General features: G+C 61.3%; 15 protein-coding genes. 8 read left to right on the top strand and 7 right to left on the bottom strand.

Annotation, left to right across the window (positions count from 1 at the left end):
• Positions 1 to 5: 5 nt before the first annotated feature.
• From ACFMO7_RS20045 to fmt, 8 genes are all read left to right on the top strand, one after another.
• Entirely contained in the window at positions 6 to 257 is a 252-nt protein-coding gene (locus ACFMO7_RS20045) for a hypothetical protein (protein WP_376797256.1), read from the top strand.
• Positions 258 to 316: 59 nt separating this feature from the next.
• Positions 317 to 748: a hypothetical protein gene (locus ACFMO7_RS20040; protein ID WP_376797255.1), complete on the top strand. Its 432-nt coding sequence runs from the start codon at positions 317 to 319 to the stop codon at positions 746 to 748.
• Positions 739 to 1,068 carry a hypothetical protein gene (locus ACFMO7_RS20035; RefSeq protein WP_376797254.1) on the top strand — a complete coding sequence of 110 codons (330 nt, stop codon included), beginning with the start codon at positions 739 to 741 and terminating at the stop codon, positions 1,066 to 1,068. The genes ACFMO7_RS20040 and ACFMO7_RS20035 overlap by 10 nt, the downstream gene beginning before the upstream one ends.
• 20 nt (positions 1,069 to 1,088) lie before the next feature.
• On the top strand, positions 1,089 to 1,712 hold the full coding sequence (locus ACFMO7_RS20030; protein WP_376797253.1) for a hypothetical protein: 624 nt from the start codon (positions 1,089 to 1,091) through the stop codon (positions 1,710 to 1,712).
• A 455-nt stretch (positions 1,713 to 2,167) separates the two neighbouring features.
• Positions 2,168 to 2,590 carry a hypothetical protein gene (locus ACFMO7_RS20025; RefSeq protein ID WP_376797252.1) on the top strand — a complete coding sequence of 141 codons (423 nt, stop codon included), beginning with the start codon at positions 2,168 to 2,170 and terminating at the stop codon, positions 2,588 to 2,590.
• A gap of 297 nt (positions 2,591 to 2,887) precedes the next feature.
• Positions 2,888 to 3,874 (top strand): hypothetical protein, encoded by a 987-nt coding sequence (locus tag ACFMO7_RS20020; RefSeq protein ID WP_376797251.1) that lies wholly within the window; start codon positions 2,888 to 2,890, stop codon positions 3,872 to 3,874.
• A gap of 1 nt (position 3,875) precedes the next feature.
• Positions 3,876 to 4,883 carry a tyrosine-type recombinase/integrase gene (locus ACFMO7_RS20015; protein WP_376797250.1) on the top strand — a complete coding sequence of 336 codons (1,008 nt, stop codon included), beginning with the start codon at positions 3,876 to 3,878 and terminating at the stop codon, positions 4,881 to 4,883.
• A 218-nt stretch (positions 4,884 to 5,101) separates the two neighbouring features.
• Complete coding sequence (fmt, locus tag ACFMO7_RS20010; protein ID WP_376797249.1) at positions 5,102 to 6,094, top strand: methionyl-tRNA formyltransferase; 993 nt, start codon at positions 5,102 to 5,104, stop codon at positions 6,092 to 6,094.
• A 184-nt stretch (positions 6,095 to 6,278) separates the two neighbouring features.
• Here fmt and ACFMO7_RS20005 read toward each other — a convergent pair whose 3' ends face one another.
• The 7 genes from ACFMO7_RS20005 to ACFMO7_RS19975 all read right to left on the bottom strand — a co-directional run bounded on the left by ACFMO7_RS20005 (position 6,279) and on the right by ACFMO7_RS19975 (position 14,262).
• Positions 6,279 to 6,491 carry a hypothetical protein gene (locus tag ACFMO7_RS20005; protein ID WP_376797248.1) on the bottom strand — a complete coding sequence of 71 codons (213 nt, stop codon included), beginning with the start codon at positions 6,489 to 6,491 and terminating at the stop codon, positions 6,279 to 6,281.
• 344 nt (positions 6,492 to 6,835) lie between these two features.
• On the bottom strand, positions 6,836 to 7,015 hold the full coding sequence (locus ACFMO7_RS20000; protein ID WP_376797247.1) for a hypothetical protein: 180 nt from the start codon (positions 7,013 to 7,015) through the stop codon (positions 6,836 to 6,838).
• A gap of 207 nt (positions 7,016 to 7,222) precedes the next feature.
• Positions 7,223 to 8,116 carry an undecaprenyl-diphosphate phosphatase gene (locus ACFMO7_RS19995; protein WP_376797246.1) on the bottom strand — a complete coding sequence of 298 codons (894 nt, stop codon included), beginning with the start codon at positions 8,114 to 8,116 and terminating at the stop codon, positions 7,223 to 7,225.
• A gap of 30 nt (positions 8,117 to 8,146) precedes the next feature.
• On the bottom strand, positions 8,147 to 9,256 hold the full coding sequence (gene mltG / locus ACFMO7_RS19990; protein WP_376797245.1) for an endolytic transglycosylase MltG: 1,110 nt from the start codon (positions 9,254 to 9,256) through the stop codon (positions 8,147 to 8,149).
• On the bottom strand, positions 9,253 to 9,750 hold the full coding sequence (gene ruvX, locus ACFMO7_RS19985; protein WP_376797244.1) for a Holliday junction resolvase RuvX: 498 nt from the start codon (positions 9,748 to 9,750) through the stop codon (positions 9,253 to 9,255). The genes mltG and ruvX overlap by 4 nt, the downstream gene beginning before the upstream one ends.
• 322 nt (positions 9,751 to 10,072) lie before the next feature.
• On the bottom strand, positions 10,073 to 12,727 hold the full coding sequence (locus ACFMO7_RS19980; protein WP_376797243.1) for a baseplate J/gp47 family protein: 2,655 nt from the start codon (positions 12,725 to 12,727) through the stop codon (positions 10,073 to 10,075).
• Between the two features lie 200 nt (positions 12,728 to 12,927).
• Complete coding sequence (locus ACFMO7_RS19975) at positions 12,928 to 14,262, bottom strand: cell division FtsA domain-containing protein (RefSeq protein WP_376797242.1); 1,335 nt, start codon at positions 14,260 to 14,262, stop codon at positions 12,928 to 12,930.
• Between the last annotated feature and the right edge of the window lie 249 nt (positions 14,263 to 14,511).

Genomic DNA, 14,511 nt, shown 5'->3' with positions numbered 1-14,511 from the left:
GGGTCATGACGATCTCGCGTTTTGTTGGGTTGCTGGTGCTTCTGCTGGTGGGGATGTTTGGAGCGATGCTGTTTTTTGACTACACGACGGTGGCGATTGTCACTGTTGCGCTGGCAATGGTGCTCTTTGTGGTGGGGCTGGTGACGCTGCGTCCTCGGTCCGATCCGCGGGACTGGGAGGGTGATTACTGGGTGTGTCCTTCGCGGGATGCCGGGTCGGAGGTAGAGGAGGAGCGTGCGTGGGAGCGGATGCCGTAGTAGCTCTGTTGGCAGGGGAACGGGGATGCTCGTTCCCCTGCCTGTGAAAGGAGGCTGTGATGAGCGAGTCGATGGGTGAGCCGGTCATCAAGCGGCTGTTTGAGGAGCTGTTGGATCGGCTGGATGCGGAGGGCAAGGCAGAGGTGCTGGCGAGGATGGCGGTGGTGATGCCCTTCCCGGGTCCGGCCTGGGGCTTTATCGAAGTGCCGGTGTTTGGCAGCGAGGAAGGGGAAGTGCGGATTCCGGTCATCGATTTCGTTGGGTGGCAGGCGCGGATGCATCAGTTGCTGGTGGTTTTTGAGGAGGAGGGCGAGGAAGAGCTGTATCGGTTTTACGAACGTTTGCTGCAAGAGGCGCAGCAGCTTGAGGCTCAGCAGGAGTGTGCGGTTGCCCGGCTGATTTGTGGCGAGGGCGATGACAGGCCGTTGTGGGACCGGCTGGCGTGGTTATTACAGGCGCGTTGTGAGAAAGGAGGACAGGAATGTATCTGAACGGACGTGTTGAGTTTGCCCAGATTGGTCGGTTTGTGGATAGCATCGACCTGGTGGTGGTGGATCGAGAGGTGCTGACTCCGCGGGGAGAGCGTCCTCAGTATCACATCAAGGTGGTTGGAGGGTGGCCAGGGCTGGCAGAGGTACAGCAGTTGCAGAAGGAGGTCAAGGCGGGTCGGGCTTCTCAGGAAGAGTTGCTCAAGTTTGCTCAGCAGCATCTCCGCCTGCCTGAGGAGGATGCGAATGTGGGGTTGCTGGTGATTGACAAGCGGGTGAAGGGGTTTCTCCAACTGGTGGCACAGGTGGTGCCGACATCGTAGGCAAGCAGGGGAGGTGACAGATGCGCTGGTTTGATCGCTTGTTGCATGAGATGCTGCATGGGTTGTTGCGGGTGGTGGCGTTGGTGTTTTCGGCAGCTTCCGCGGCTTCGATTTTCTGGCTGTTTTCGGACGTGGTGCAGGGTTGGCTTGGGATGATTGAGGCGGGGGCAGTCACGAGCGCGTTTGCGCTCACTGGCTTTCTGGTGATGCGGGCGATTGCGCTGCGCGTGCTTTCCAAGCGTCGTTTGGGCATGTTGCTGGGGGTAGCACTGGTGTACGAGTGGGTTGAAGTGGTGGCCAATGTGCTGCATGCGCTGGTGGCGCTGCCGCGGTTGCAGTGGCTCGGGAGCCTGGCGGCCCGGTGGCCGGCGATGTGGTGGGTGGTGGTGCTGACGCTGTCGATTCTGCCGCTGACGACGCTGGTGCTGGCGGCTCTGGATGCCGATCTGATGCGTGAGCGCGGCGCGGCTCCGGTGTCGGTGTCGGGGCCGGAGCCAAAGCGGGTGGTGCCCTCGACGGTGTCGCCTGCGCCACCAGCGCAGCGGGGGCCGGCTGGGCCGGTGGCAGAGGGGCCGCGGTTGCCGGTGCCGCTCAATCCTCTGCAGAAGTGGTACCAGGACCGGCGTACTGCGTCGGGGGGCTGAGGCATGGGACCTCGGGAGAGGAGAACCCTCCCCCGGGGGGTCTGCCGCGCCCTTTGTTCCCGCGCCCGCTCCTGCCAGGGAAGGCAGCCAGCCAGGAGCCGGGGTCAAGGCCGCCCGAAGGGCGCTCGTCTTGGCCTTGACGCCGGCGGGAGTGGAGTGGAAGGGGTGTGGGGCCTGGCTGGCGAAGCCTGGGCCGTCGAGCGGGCGCGGAACAGCTTCGCCAGGGGGCTGGCACGCGCGTGGGTCTGGATGCGAGCGGCGGCGGGCGGCAGTGCTGTGGAGGGCCTGGGGCCTGCGCGTGAGAGACCAGCGCGTGCCAGCCCTTCCGCTTGGAGGGGGGTGTGGCGAGCAGCCGCGCGAAGCGCGGCGTGCGCGCGCGAAGCGCGCGACTCGCCGCCCCTTCACTTGATCTCAAGAAGCGTAAGTCACACAAGTCTGTGAAGGAGGGATGGGCGATGACTGGCATGGACATCGTGCTGGCCTTGGAGCGGTCGGGGCTGGATCGCTATCAGGAGGTGGTTGAGCGCTTCTTGGAGGAGTGGCCGCGGCTGGGAGAGGAGTTCGCGAGCTTGATGTGTCTGGCGATGGTGGGCCGCTTACGAGGAGGGGCAGCGCTGCTGGTAGCGCTGCTGGTGTTTCTGCAGGGGCCTGCGGTGTATGGGGACGGAGTGACTGTAGGGGGCAGAGAGGTGCGTTTGTGGGACTGGTCTGGGTTTCGTTGGTCCATGGAGCGTTTGCGAGACTGGGCGAGGATGAAGCACAAGAGGGTGCTAGCGGAGGTCTGTGAGGCATTGGTGGCGTGGGCAGGGGTCCGTTGGGAGGTCCAGGACGACTGTTTGCTGTCGTGGCATGCCCGGTTGGGTGTCTTGGAGGCGTGAGGGATGTGGCTGGGTCTTGGTCTGGCAGAGCTGGCTTGCGAGCTGGTGTGGGGGGGTGAGCTGTGGTGAGGCAGGGCAGAAGAGGAGAGCGGTACTCGAGCTGGCGGCGGCCCTTCCGGTTGCAGTTGTCGGCAGAGGCGGCCAGGGGCTTTATTGGGCCGGCTGATCGGGGGCGGTGTCGGTGGCCGGAGTGTGATCGGTTCGAGTGGTGCAATGGAGCCAGGTATTGCCGGGAGCATTTCCTGTTGCAGTATGGGCAACAGGAGCTGCCTGACCGGCGTGCGATGTGGAGGAAGCATGGGGAGTGAGCAAGTGGCAGGGGCGGCGGGAGAGTGGCCACGTGCTGCTCTCCCGACTGTGGCTGTGGAGAGGAGTGCTCGTGAGCGGCTGGCGGATGGGACGTGGAGGTGGTTTGTCTGCGGGCATCCCTGGGCGTTGCGACATCGGCTGGTCTCGCGGGAGACGGGAGAGATGGTGCCGATGCGGTGTGGGCGGTGGTCGTGTCGCTATTGTGGGCCACGCAAGGTGCTGGTGTGGAGGCGGTTGATTGAGCAGGCGGAGCCGGCGCTCTTTGTGACGCTGACCAGGGCGGGTCGGACGCTTCAGGAGGCGTCGCGGGCGCTGACGACCTGGGTGCAGGCGGTCAGGCGTGGTTCCAGGCGGGAGGGCCGTCCGGCGTATCGGATTGAGTATCTGGCGGTGCCGGAGTGGCATCGCAATGGGTGGCTGCACTGGCATGTGCTGATCAAGGGGGTAGCGTATCTGCCGCATGGGGTGATCTCGGAGCTGTGGCGCTCGGCGACGCGTGGTCGGCGACAGGGAGAAGAGGCAGAGGAGCGAGAGGCGTATGTGGTGTATGTCGAGCGGGTGCGTTCGGGCAAGGTGGCTTCGTATGTGACGAAGTACCTGCTCAAGGCTGTGGGCAGGTGGCAGGTGCGGACGCGGCGGCTGCGGTACTCGCGTCGGTTCTTTGAACAGTCGGTGGCGGTACTGCGGCGGCTGTTGTGTGGCCAGGGGAAGGCAGAGGAGGGTCAGGAGGAAGAGCGAGCTGGGATGCTGCGGCAGGATGGTGGCGTGACTGATCATCCACCTGCGGGTGATCGGACCGAGGCTGGCTGGCTGTTGTGGGAGTGGCACGGGGAGTTTGACTCGGTGTGGCAGTACAGGCGGGTCTTGGAGCGGGTGTTGAGGGAGCGTCTTGAGCAGTGGAGAGCTGGGGAGTGGAAGTTGTCACGGTTCGTGATACGTTCTGCAGAGTGGTTTGCTCAGGAAGGAGAGGAGTAGGATGCGTTTTGATGAGGCTGTAGACCAGTTTCTGTTGGATCTGGAAGTACGTGGGCGGTCGGTTGGGACAGTTCAGCTGTATCGGAGGGTATTGTCTTTGTTGGCACGGTGGTTAGTAGGTAAGGGAGTGGAGCATTTGGAGGCTGTGACTCTCTTTCATCTCAGAGAGTTTTTACAGTTTCTACGTTCTTCTTCTTCTGAAGATCGTGGGATAGCTGGTGGTGGTCAGAGGCGGCTAGCATTGTCAACGTTTGTTTTGCATGTAAGTCTGATCAAGGCTTTTTTTCGATGGTGTCATGAGGAGCGTTTGCTAGATAGTGATCCCTCGGGGCGTTTGAGGAAGCCAAAGTTGGAGAAGAGGGTGAAGCTGACGTTACGTCCGGAGCAGGTGGAGGCTTTGTTGGGGGCTTGCGATGTCTCTACTAGGGATGGGTTGCGGGATTATGCAATTGTGGCGGTTTTGCTGGATACGGGGATCAGGGTTTCGGAGCTGGTTGGTCTTGAGCTGAGTGACCTGGATCTGAGGCATCGGTGTTTGAAGGTGAGGGGAAAGGGAAGGAAAGAGCGGGTGGTTGGGCTGTATCCTGCGGTTGTGAAGGTATTGTTTCGCTATCTGCAGGTGGCTCGGCCTCGGTTTGCTTCGGTGTCCTATAGTAGCCGTCTTTTTCTCGGGCGTCGTGGTCCATTGACGGTTAGGGGGGTTAGGTTTATTCTGGATCGTTTGGTGAGGTCTGCTGGTCTTGAGAGCCAGGTCGAGCGTGGTGAGTGCCCTCGTGTGCATCCTCACGTTTTTCGGCATACTTTTGCAAAGCAGTATTTGCTTGCTGGGGGAGATTTGTTCAAGTTATCGACAACGCTTGGCCACGCTTCGGTCCAGGTGACCTCAGAGGTTTATCTGTCTGATTTTAGGAGCGCGGATGCTTTGGTTGATCATGACCAGTATTCACCTGCAAGGAGGGTTCGCTTTCCTTCGGGGCGGCAGGTTCGTCGTGGTAGGTTGGAATCGTAGAAAAGCTGGTTGTATTCCTGCACAATGTGCGTTTGTTTGTGCCTTATATCGTGGTTGTTGTTAGTATTCTTCCTTGTGAGGGGGTCAGTGTGGCTTGTGTTGAGCTGGCTTTAGGTGTGGTTTGTTTTGGTTGGTTTATGGGAGCTGGTGCTTGTTAGTTTGAATAATGCTATTATAGGAACGTAATTCGCGTAGAAGGGAGAGGGATCAGTCGACCTATGCTCCGAATAATTTACATGGGCACTCCCCAGTTTGCTGTGCCCCCCCTGGAAGCCTTGATCGGTGGGGCCAGACCCGGGGCCGTGCTGGAGGAAGGCTATGAGATCGTGGCGGTGATCACGCGCCCCGATAAACCTGCCGGGCGAGGCCACCAGGTGGTCTTTTCGCCGGTGAAAGAGGTCGCCCTCGCTCACGGCCTCCCCGTCTGGCAGCCCGGTTCTCTCAAGCGCCCAGAAGCGATCGAGGCGCTGGCAGCCTACCGCGCCGACCTCTACATTGTCACGGCTTTCGGTCAGATTCTGCCGCAGGCAGTGCTGGATCAGCCGCGCTACGGCACCCTGAACATCCATGCCTCGCTGCTGCCGAAGTACCGCGGCGTCTCACCGATCAGCGAAGCTATCTTGCAGGGAGAGAGCGAGACCGGCGTGACCATTATGCTCCTCGATGCTGGCATCGATACCGGCCCCATCCTCCATCAGCGCCGTCTGCCGATTGCGCCCGACGATACGACGGCCACACTGAGCGCTAAGCTGGCCCAGTTGGGGGCCAGCGCCCTGCTGGAGACCCTGCCGCGCTGGGTCGCCGGCGAGATCGTACCGCAGCCCCAGGACGAGAGCCAGGCCAGCTATACTCGAATGCTGCGCAAGGAGGATGGTCAGATCGACTGGCAACGGCCCGCAGCCTGGCTGGCGCGTATGGTGCGCGCTTATACTCCCTGGCCCGGCAGCTACACGTTCTGGCAGGGTAAGCTGCTCAAGATCCTCACAGCCAGCGCACTGAGCGAGGAAGAGGCCGCTCGCCCACAGAGCCTGGCCCCCGGAACCGTCGAGCGGCAGATGGTCGCCGGCGAGGAGCGGCTGGCGGTCGCCTGCGGGGAAGGCTGGCTCCTGGTGAGTCGCCTGCAGATGGAAGGGCGCAAGGCCCTGAGCGCAGCCGAGTTCCTGCGTGGCTATCCCCAGATCGTCGGCAGCCTGCTCGGAACCTCGCACTAGCCCGCTCCAGCTCCTCTTCCCCGGTGAGGAGTCCTGGGAGACCAGCTGGTCCCTGCAGATAAAATAAATGGGCAGAGAGAGCAGGCCAGACAGACCCCTCTCTCTGCCTGAACTGTCCTCCCAGAAGAGAAGGTCTCTTGCTCGCTCCTCCAGCGCTTCCCTTCCCCTGGGGACTGGCAGACGCTCAGGCAGCTCGCGGGCGTGTCACCAGAGCGCCAATGACGCAGATGATGGCGATCGCGAAAAAGAGCACGGCATGCTTTACATGTACGGCAGTTGGCGGCGAAGCGAGCACATGCGGAATGCCCGGGATCAGATAATAGATCCCCGCGATCAGGGCCACGATAGCTACCACGATGGCCAGCACGAATACGGTGGGATTAGAAGAGTTCTTCACCGTTCCACCCTTTCCTAAAGGAAATAAGCTACTATATCAGTTTTGCCCGCCCAGCGGAGCGAGCGACCCACCCTCGCTCCGGCCTGCTCCAGGCCGCTCGGCCCTCGGCAGATAGGCCGGATCAGGCCGGACGACGATCTTGCTTCGAACAGGCAGAGACCTAAAAGAAAAAGGGAAACAGGGAACAGCCTGTCGGGAAGCCAGCCCTTCCTTCCCCCCTCGGGACAGCTCCCTGCCTCACCTCTCTGGTCGCTCAGCGGTTCAACATCTATCGGTCCTGTCCGCCCGCCCGACCAGCGCGGGCAACAACGAGCCAGCCAGGGGCCAGCACGAGCCTGGCCTGGCTAGGCCGTCTTGGGGCGCCCCATCACTAGACCGACGATCCCAACGATCAGCAGGATCGCACCGACGATCAGGCCGACCAGGCCGCGCGTAGGATGGTGAGTTGCCTCGAAAACGGCTCCGAGGATAAGGAGAATAATACCTACAGCAAGAGCGGCGTAAAAGAGATACTGGTTCTTCATACGCGGTGTTCCTACCTTTTCCTCAAGAGTTGCAAATAGGGACCTCGGTTCGCGAGAGAGGTACAGCTCTGCCAGGGCTGGCGGCAAAGCCCTCCCCCTTCAGAACGGGGCCATTGCCAGGCTGGGGAGCAGCAGCCGCTGTAGACAGCGCCTTCTTCGTCCACAGCAGCTTGCCTACCCCAACAGCCTCTAAGCAATTCTACCTAATCAGGGGGCGGTGTGCAATACGAAGAAGAGCAAAACAAGCCCGATCAGGCCAGCGATCCAGCAATAGACGGCAAAAGGATAGAGGTTACCCGTCTCAAAATACTTCAGTAAGAATTTAGTACTGAGGTAGGCCGCCAGCCCGGAAAGCACCATACCAGTGAAGACCAGCAGCAGGACGGAACCGGAGAGTCCAAAGAGCTGGGGGATTTCCAGCACAGCCGCCGCAAAGATGATCGGCGTTCCCAGCAGAAACGAGTAACGTGCTGCGTCCTCGTGACTGAGGCGCACGCCTAAACCAGCGACCATTGAGGCGCCGGAGCGCGAGATGCCAGGGATCAAGGCCAGGGACTGTCCCAGGCCCACCAGTACGGCCTCTTTCCAGGAGAGGGAGGCCAGGGGACGCAGGAGCACCTTGCTGTCATTGCGGGCCAGGCGCCGTTCCTCCTGAGCGGCCAGATAGCGACGCAGGGCCTCGCCAAAGAAGAGCAGTGAACCGTTGACTACCAGGAAAGTAGCTGCGATGACAGGGGAGGCAAAGAGCTGCTTGAGGGGCTTTTCTAGAAACACTCCCAGAATCCCAGTCGGGATTGAGCCGATAATGATCAACCAGCTGACCCATTCCTCGGTGCCGCGCCGTACCTGACCTTCCTTGACGCTCTTCCAGAGCGTGCGCAGTACCTGGAGCCAATCGCGCCAGAAATAGATCACAAGCGCCAGGGCCGTTCCCAGGTGGAGCGCCGTAATCAAGGGCAGAAACCTCTCATTGTCCACCAGATCTCCCCAACCCAGCAGCCCGGGGATCACAACCGTGTGCCCCAGGCTGCTGATCGGGAACAGCTCGGTAATACCCTGCAACAGAGCTAGGAAAATGACCTGTCCGAGATTCAGATTCATCAGCTCAACTCTCGCTGTTGCTTCCTTATGTTACTTTAGATACCGCTGAACCTCCTGATCGAACTCAGCCTTTGTCTTGGCAAAGACGGCCCGTCCATTATCAGGCCGGTTCAGGAAAAAGTAGTAGTCGGTTTTGGCTGGCGAGGCTGCCGCCTGCAGGCTAGCCAGACTGGGGCTGCAGATCGGCGTAGGCGGCCAGCCCTTATGTGTATACGTATTCCAGGGGCTATCGGGCATTACCTGACTACCTGACTCATTCAGGGCCGCCCAATAGCTCTTTGTGCCAGCTTGCGAATCGCGGGCGTACTGGACGGTGGGATCGGCGTCCAGAAAGCCAGCGGTCTCTGCGTTGGGGCGATAGATGCGGTTCCAATAGACGCTAGCGATCAAGGGGCGATCGCTATCAAAGGCCGCCTCGCGCTCAACGATCGAGGCTAGAATGACCATCTGGTAGAGGCTCATCTGGTTGGCCGCCGCCTTGGTGTCGAGATGATACTGCTGGACCTTGGCCTGGAACTCCGTCAGCAGGCGATCGATAACATCGGTGGTCGTCGCCCCGAGATCGAAAAAGTAGGTATCTGGGAAGAGTAACCCTTCCATTGTCGCCCCCGACGGGAGCTGCTTCAAAAAGGGGAACTTGTTGCGATCGGGAAACCTGGCCGGATTCTTGGTATAGGTCAGAAAGTCCTGCTTACTGAAGCGCGGCAGGCCAGCCGCGGCGATCTTGTCCGCAATCTGTTCCAGGCGCCAGCCCTCGGGAACTCGCACGACGATCTGATCGGGTTGCCCGGTCATGAGCGCATCGATGAGATCGCTCATGCTCATGCTGCTGTTCAGATTGCGATAGACGCCGGCCTGTAAGTGCTGATCCAGGCCCTTGATCTTGGCCCAGAAGCGAAAGGCCAGGGCGTTGCGGATCAGCCCCTTGGCCTGGAGGTCGTTGGCCAGCTGCTGGACCGTCTCGTTCTCTTGAACAACAATCGTCACTGTATGACCCTGGCCAGGAGGACTGACTGGTTCCAGGACCGCCGTGACCAGATTCCAGGAGACGTAGATGAGGCCCAGAACCAGGGCAAAGACCAGAAAGGCAATCAGTATGGCCCCCCGCGAGCGAGGAGGGCGAGGACCTCGTACTTTCATTGTGACGCTTCCTCTGAAGCTTGGTGCCGGTGATTCAGGTACTGCTGCAGAATAAGTGCCGCTGCCAGAGCATCGAGTCCCTGCCCCTGCCGGTTTCTTCCCTTTTTGCCCTGACCACCTTGACGGCTACCACGCCTGGGACGCCTCCCTCCCTCCTCCTGCTCTCGCTCCGCGAGCAAACGCTGCGCCTCCACCGTTGAAAGGCGCTCATCCCATAGGTCGACCGGGATCCTGATATGGCGCTTCAAGCGCTCGACAAAGGCTAGCACGCGCTCTCCCTGCTGATGGATCTGCCCATCAAGGCTCACGGGTAGCCCCACGACGAGGGCCTCGGCCTCGTTCTCCTCAACGATGCGTCGCAGTGTCTCCCAGAGCCGGGCCTCGTTGCCGGCCACTTCCAGCGTTGTATAGGGCGAGGCCAGAATCTGCGAGGCATCACTGATGGCCACTCCGATGCGGGCCTCTCCCACGTCTAAAGCCAGTATGCGAGCCATATAAAAGTGAAACTAGCCTGTTGTCCTTCCCTGTGACTTCACTACTAGAATAGAGCAGTATCCATAGCATTCTAACGAAGGAAGCCGTCTCTGTCTACGCCGCGAGAGAAAGAATGGCAATGGTTGGTCTGGCAGGCAGTGTCTCCCTTCTCGCGCGGTCGCTGGTCTTGCTCGTCCCATCCTGTCCGCTCTCTCCTGAGATTTGCATCCTCATCCAGACAAAGAAAAGGCCGACGGGCTGAGGGCCAGCTCCAGCCAGGCCGGGGCCGGCCTCCTCTCCCGTCGGCGCTCGTGTTGTTCGTTCACCACATGCGCTGCATGGTCACGAGACCAGGACGATGTTGCGATGGATATGAATGTGATCGCGCAGCAGTGGCATCCAGGGGTAAAAGCCTGGATTGACTGAGATGGCCGCCTGAATATCGACCGTTTGCTTTCCAAGACGCGCGGCCAGCAGGCTATTGAGATCGCTGAGGGCCTGATCTTTGGCCTTGCCGCTGAGTTGATTCTGCAGTTCCTGGTCACTGATTGCCGGAGCCACCAGCCCTGTGGCAGTAAAAGCCAGCGCGAGTGAGTTGCCCTTGTCGTTGGGCGTCCCCTTCAAGTGCGCGATGGTCACGGGCTTCTCGCTTAGCAGGGCATATCCCTGCTGTTGCTTCTGGATGGCCGCATTGAGAGCGGCGCGCGCAGCCTGCTGAATATCGGAGGCGCGGACCACCAGAATGGCGGCCTGCAGCGTCAGGGTTGCCTGGAAGCTGCCCGTTGCCGTTACCTGACCGACGGCGGGGACGGCATTCACCTGCTCCTGTACCACCGGTTTACCGGTCAGATCGCCATCGTGCACTTGTTGCTTGAGCCAGTCCTGCATCTCCTGCTCCAGCCGGGCAGCGAGCTGGTTCTTCAGGGTGTTGACATCGGCGGCAGTCACCTGGGGGACAGTGCCCAGGCCCCCGCCCGAGGTAGGTTGAGGATTGGTGACCGTCAGTTCGCTGGCCGAGGCTCCGATCTGCTGCAGACTGTCGGCGGGAATGACCGTGATGCTATTGGCTGGCACGTTGCCGCTGGTACCAGGATTGACGGCCTCGACCTGCACCGGATAGGTTGTCCCGGGCGTAATCAGTGGCTCAGCTGTAGTTTTGAATTGAATGCCCGAGGGAGTGGCCACGATGGTGCCGGTGGGGATCACGAGTGAGCGGTTGCTCTTATTGGTGAACTCGACCGTGCCATGGGCCTTGACCACACCTACCCTGGCCTGTCCGCTGGCCCGTCCCTGAGCTTGAGCATTGCGGCTAAAGAGCAGGACCTCTGCCGGCAGCGTATGAGCGGCCAGACTCAAGCGCGTGGTGGAACTGGCCGTGAACTGGAGATTCTGGCTAAAGGCCCGTGCCGGCAAGGTGAAACTCACCTCAGCCGAGGGGAGATAGTAGGCGAGAACGCCAACGAGGATCAATACGAGCACCAGCAGGCCCACAACGAGCAGCGGCCCCCGCGCTCCGCCGGTGCGCGTGGCGGCTGGTCGACGAGGAGGGCGCGCCGTTGTCGCTCGTGCGCCGACCCCGGTAGGGGGCGCGGCCTTGCTCTGCGGGCGACCCGAGACCGCCTCTCTCGGCCCGCGGGAGGCGCTTCCCGAAGGGGCCGTTCTCGCCCCTGACGAGCCAGCTGGCGCCTTGACCAACGAACCGCTGATCACCCGCGGAGGCTCAGGAGCGGAGCGAGGGGGCAGCGCGCGCGTGGGAAGTGCCTCGATATCGGGCAGACCAAAATCACCTTCCTCCTCGCCTTCCTCGTCAGGTTCAGGGCCGGAAACAGCCGTCTCTCTACCCAGCCCGCTCAATCGCGAAGAGGCCGATCGCTCGTAGGGCTGCCGCCCTAGCCGGGGCAGCGAGGACGGAAAATCCCCTTCTTCTTGGGATGGCTCCTCTTCAGGAGGGGCACTCCAGCGCTCGGCAGAGAGGTGCGTCGATGGCAGGGCGATATCCCCCTGATCACCCAAATCCTCGACTTCGGCTTCGAGCAGCGTACCGCGTCGACTGGAGATGGCCGGGATGTCGTCCTCGATCTCATCGACGGGTGCGAAGGCCCCGCGCTGTTCGGGAAGGGGACTGGGGGAGATATCTTCGATGCGACCGAAGGGGTCGGCTGGCTCCTCCGCTTTCCGGCCTTCTTTGGCTTCGAGGGGAGCAGTAGTATAGGACTGCCGATCCAGGCCGGCAGGCGTGGAACTGCGCTGAGCGGCCTGGCGAATGTGCTGGGCGGTGCGGAAATCCTCCAGCAGCGTATCTTCACCTTCATCCTCCTCCTGCTCAGAGGGAATGAGTGGAGAGATCGCCGCGGAGGCATCGATTGGTTCGATATGAAAGTCATATGAGTGCTCGGTCGATGGCTGAGAGTATCGGCGGGCGGAGCCGCCGGCCTCAGCGGGGCGCTGAGGACTGGCCAGGTCTTCGATGAATGGCTCCCGACTGTCTGGCTTGCGCCCAAAGGAGCCTGATAGAGCGCTGCTCTTCTTTTCCGCCACGTCCTGCCGCCCCTTTTGGTCGGCGAGCGGCGCACGCGGCGCTAGCGGTCTCCTCCCCTCTCCTTCAGCGCCGGTCAGGGAGCTGGGTTGCTCAGCGCGCGTACGGGCTGCCAGGCCGCGAGCAGCTGATCGCGAGCCAGAGCCTTGCTGCAGGGACCGGGCTGGCCGGCTGCCCGGGCGCGCCCGGCTGCTGGGGGGAGAGGTCAGCGACTCGGCCACCTTAAAACCTGCAGCCTTGACCACCACGCGGACCTGGCGATCCGAGCTGACGACGAGCACATCCTTGCCCAACTCGCGCGCGCGCGCATGGAGCAAGCGCCAACCTACGTGACTGCGCAATTTGGTCTGCGGGGGCACCACCAGAATGAGGCGCCGCGCCGGGGCCTTCTCCAGGCGCTGGCGCACGTCGGTCAGTTCCTCTTCGGGGCCTAGATAAATAATCTGCTGCTCGTCAGACATGTGCCCTACTCCCTGCATGCAGGCCAGCACGCGACTGCTTCTACGTGGGCCCTGTCTTCTTCTTCTTCTTATGCCGTTGTCTCATCCCTGTCTGTGCTCTTCAGCTTGTCGGCCAACGTGAAAGTGGGAACGCAGACCTGCCCTTCCTGACGGCTGGCTGGCTGGTTGGTTGGCTGGCTGGCTTGCCGCACGCCGATGAGTCAGAGATGCATGTTTTGGATTACCTTGTAGAGCGCTTGCTCCAGGGCACTGTTCTCGTTCTGCAGCTCGATGGCCTGGTAGGCCAGGGCCATCGGCGTGATGTCCTGGGCATCGCGCAGCAGCTGATGCGGATCAAGAATGCTGGTGACCATATCTGGCTGGACCGTCTCAATCAGCGGCGGGCGAGCGAAGGGCAGGCGCTCTGTCCACGGGAAGCTGCGCAGTTTTTCCTGAAGGTCGGGCAGCGCAGAGCCACCGCCGACCATGTAGATTGCCGGCGGCAGTAGCTCGTTCTTGGCCAGCTCCTCGATGAGCAGCTCGACGCTGTCCATCCAGGTCTGACACTCGGGAGCCAGAATAGCCTTGATCTCATCCCGCTCGTGGCCCTTGACCATCCCATTGCTGTAGAGCACCTTGAGCTTCTCCGCCTCTTTCAAAGGAAGGCCCTTGCCCGTCGCCAGGCGCCGCGTGAAGGTGCGGCCCCCCAGGGCAAACATGCGCGTTTCCTCGATCCCACCCTGACGCACCAGGGCGATATCGGTGGTTCCTCCCCCCACGTCGATGAAGATCGCCCCGCTATCAGCGCTGGCGTTGGTGCTGAGGCAGCGCGCCAGAGCGTAAGGCTCCGCCACAATGGCCACCAGACGCAGGTCCAGGCCCTGAGCTACCGTCTCCAGTGCCCCTAGCTGCATGAGGGGGGCAAAGGCACTGAAGAGCGTGAGGGAAAGATGGCGCCCGCGAAAGCCGATGGGATTCGTGACTACTTGCCCATCGACACGCACCGAGATCACCGCAGCGTTGGTGAGACGTACCTCAATATTCTGGTATCCGGTCTCCGCCGCGATGCGATCGCGGGCGCTCTTCAGCAGCTTCTGCTGCGCCATGCCAATCAGGCTCTCCAGCTCATCAGGCGTAATGAACTTGTTCGGCTGCTGACGGGTCTTGGTCACGGTGATCGAGCTACCTTTGACCAGCTCCCCCGCAATGCCGATCACAGCATCCGGCGCCACAATATCGCCGGCAGCCCGCTCAGCCTGGATGAGGGCCTCATTGCAGCCCTGGATGACCCCCTCGATATCCGTGACGATGCCATCGGACATATGTGAGTAGCTCTGGCGATGTCGGCCCACGCCCAGCACGATGCCCTGATCTTCCACCACCTCGAAGACAATCGCCTTGGCATACTCTGTGCCAATATCAAGGGCAGTATAGAACTGGCGCCCACTCCCGTTATCGTACTGCTCCTCGTAGCCGTCTTCGGGGATATACTCGTAGCTGCCTTCTCGGATCTGTCCCCCGAAGAGAGAGCGCAAGCGGTCAAAGAGCTTTACCATCAGAACTCACAACATCCCCTGTTGATGCATGCCACAGAGAACATGCCGCCTTTCGGTCCAGGCTTTAATAGGTGAACACGAGCACTACACGTACGTTATAACACAATGCCTGCTGGACAACAAGGGGCAGCCTCTTCGCCACTCCCACCTCTGCCAGCCTCCTTGCACCTGGTCTGGTTGGCGTCCGCCCTCCCATTCCACTGCTCGTCCCGCCATGCTCGGCGCTTCTTCTGGCTTTGTCTTCCTGAC

Source organism: Thermogemmatispora sp., from assembly GCF_042408735.1.
Classification (GTDB): Bacteria; Chloroflexota; Ktedonobacteria; order Ktedonobacterales; family Ktedonobacteraceae; genus Thermogemmatispora.
This window is presented reverse-complemented; position numbering and strand designations above follow the sequence as displayed.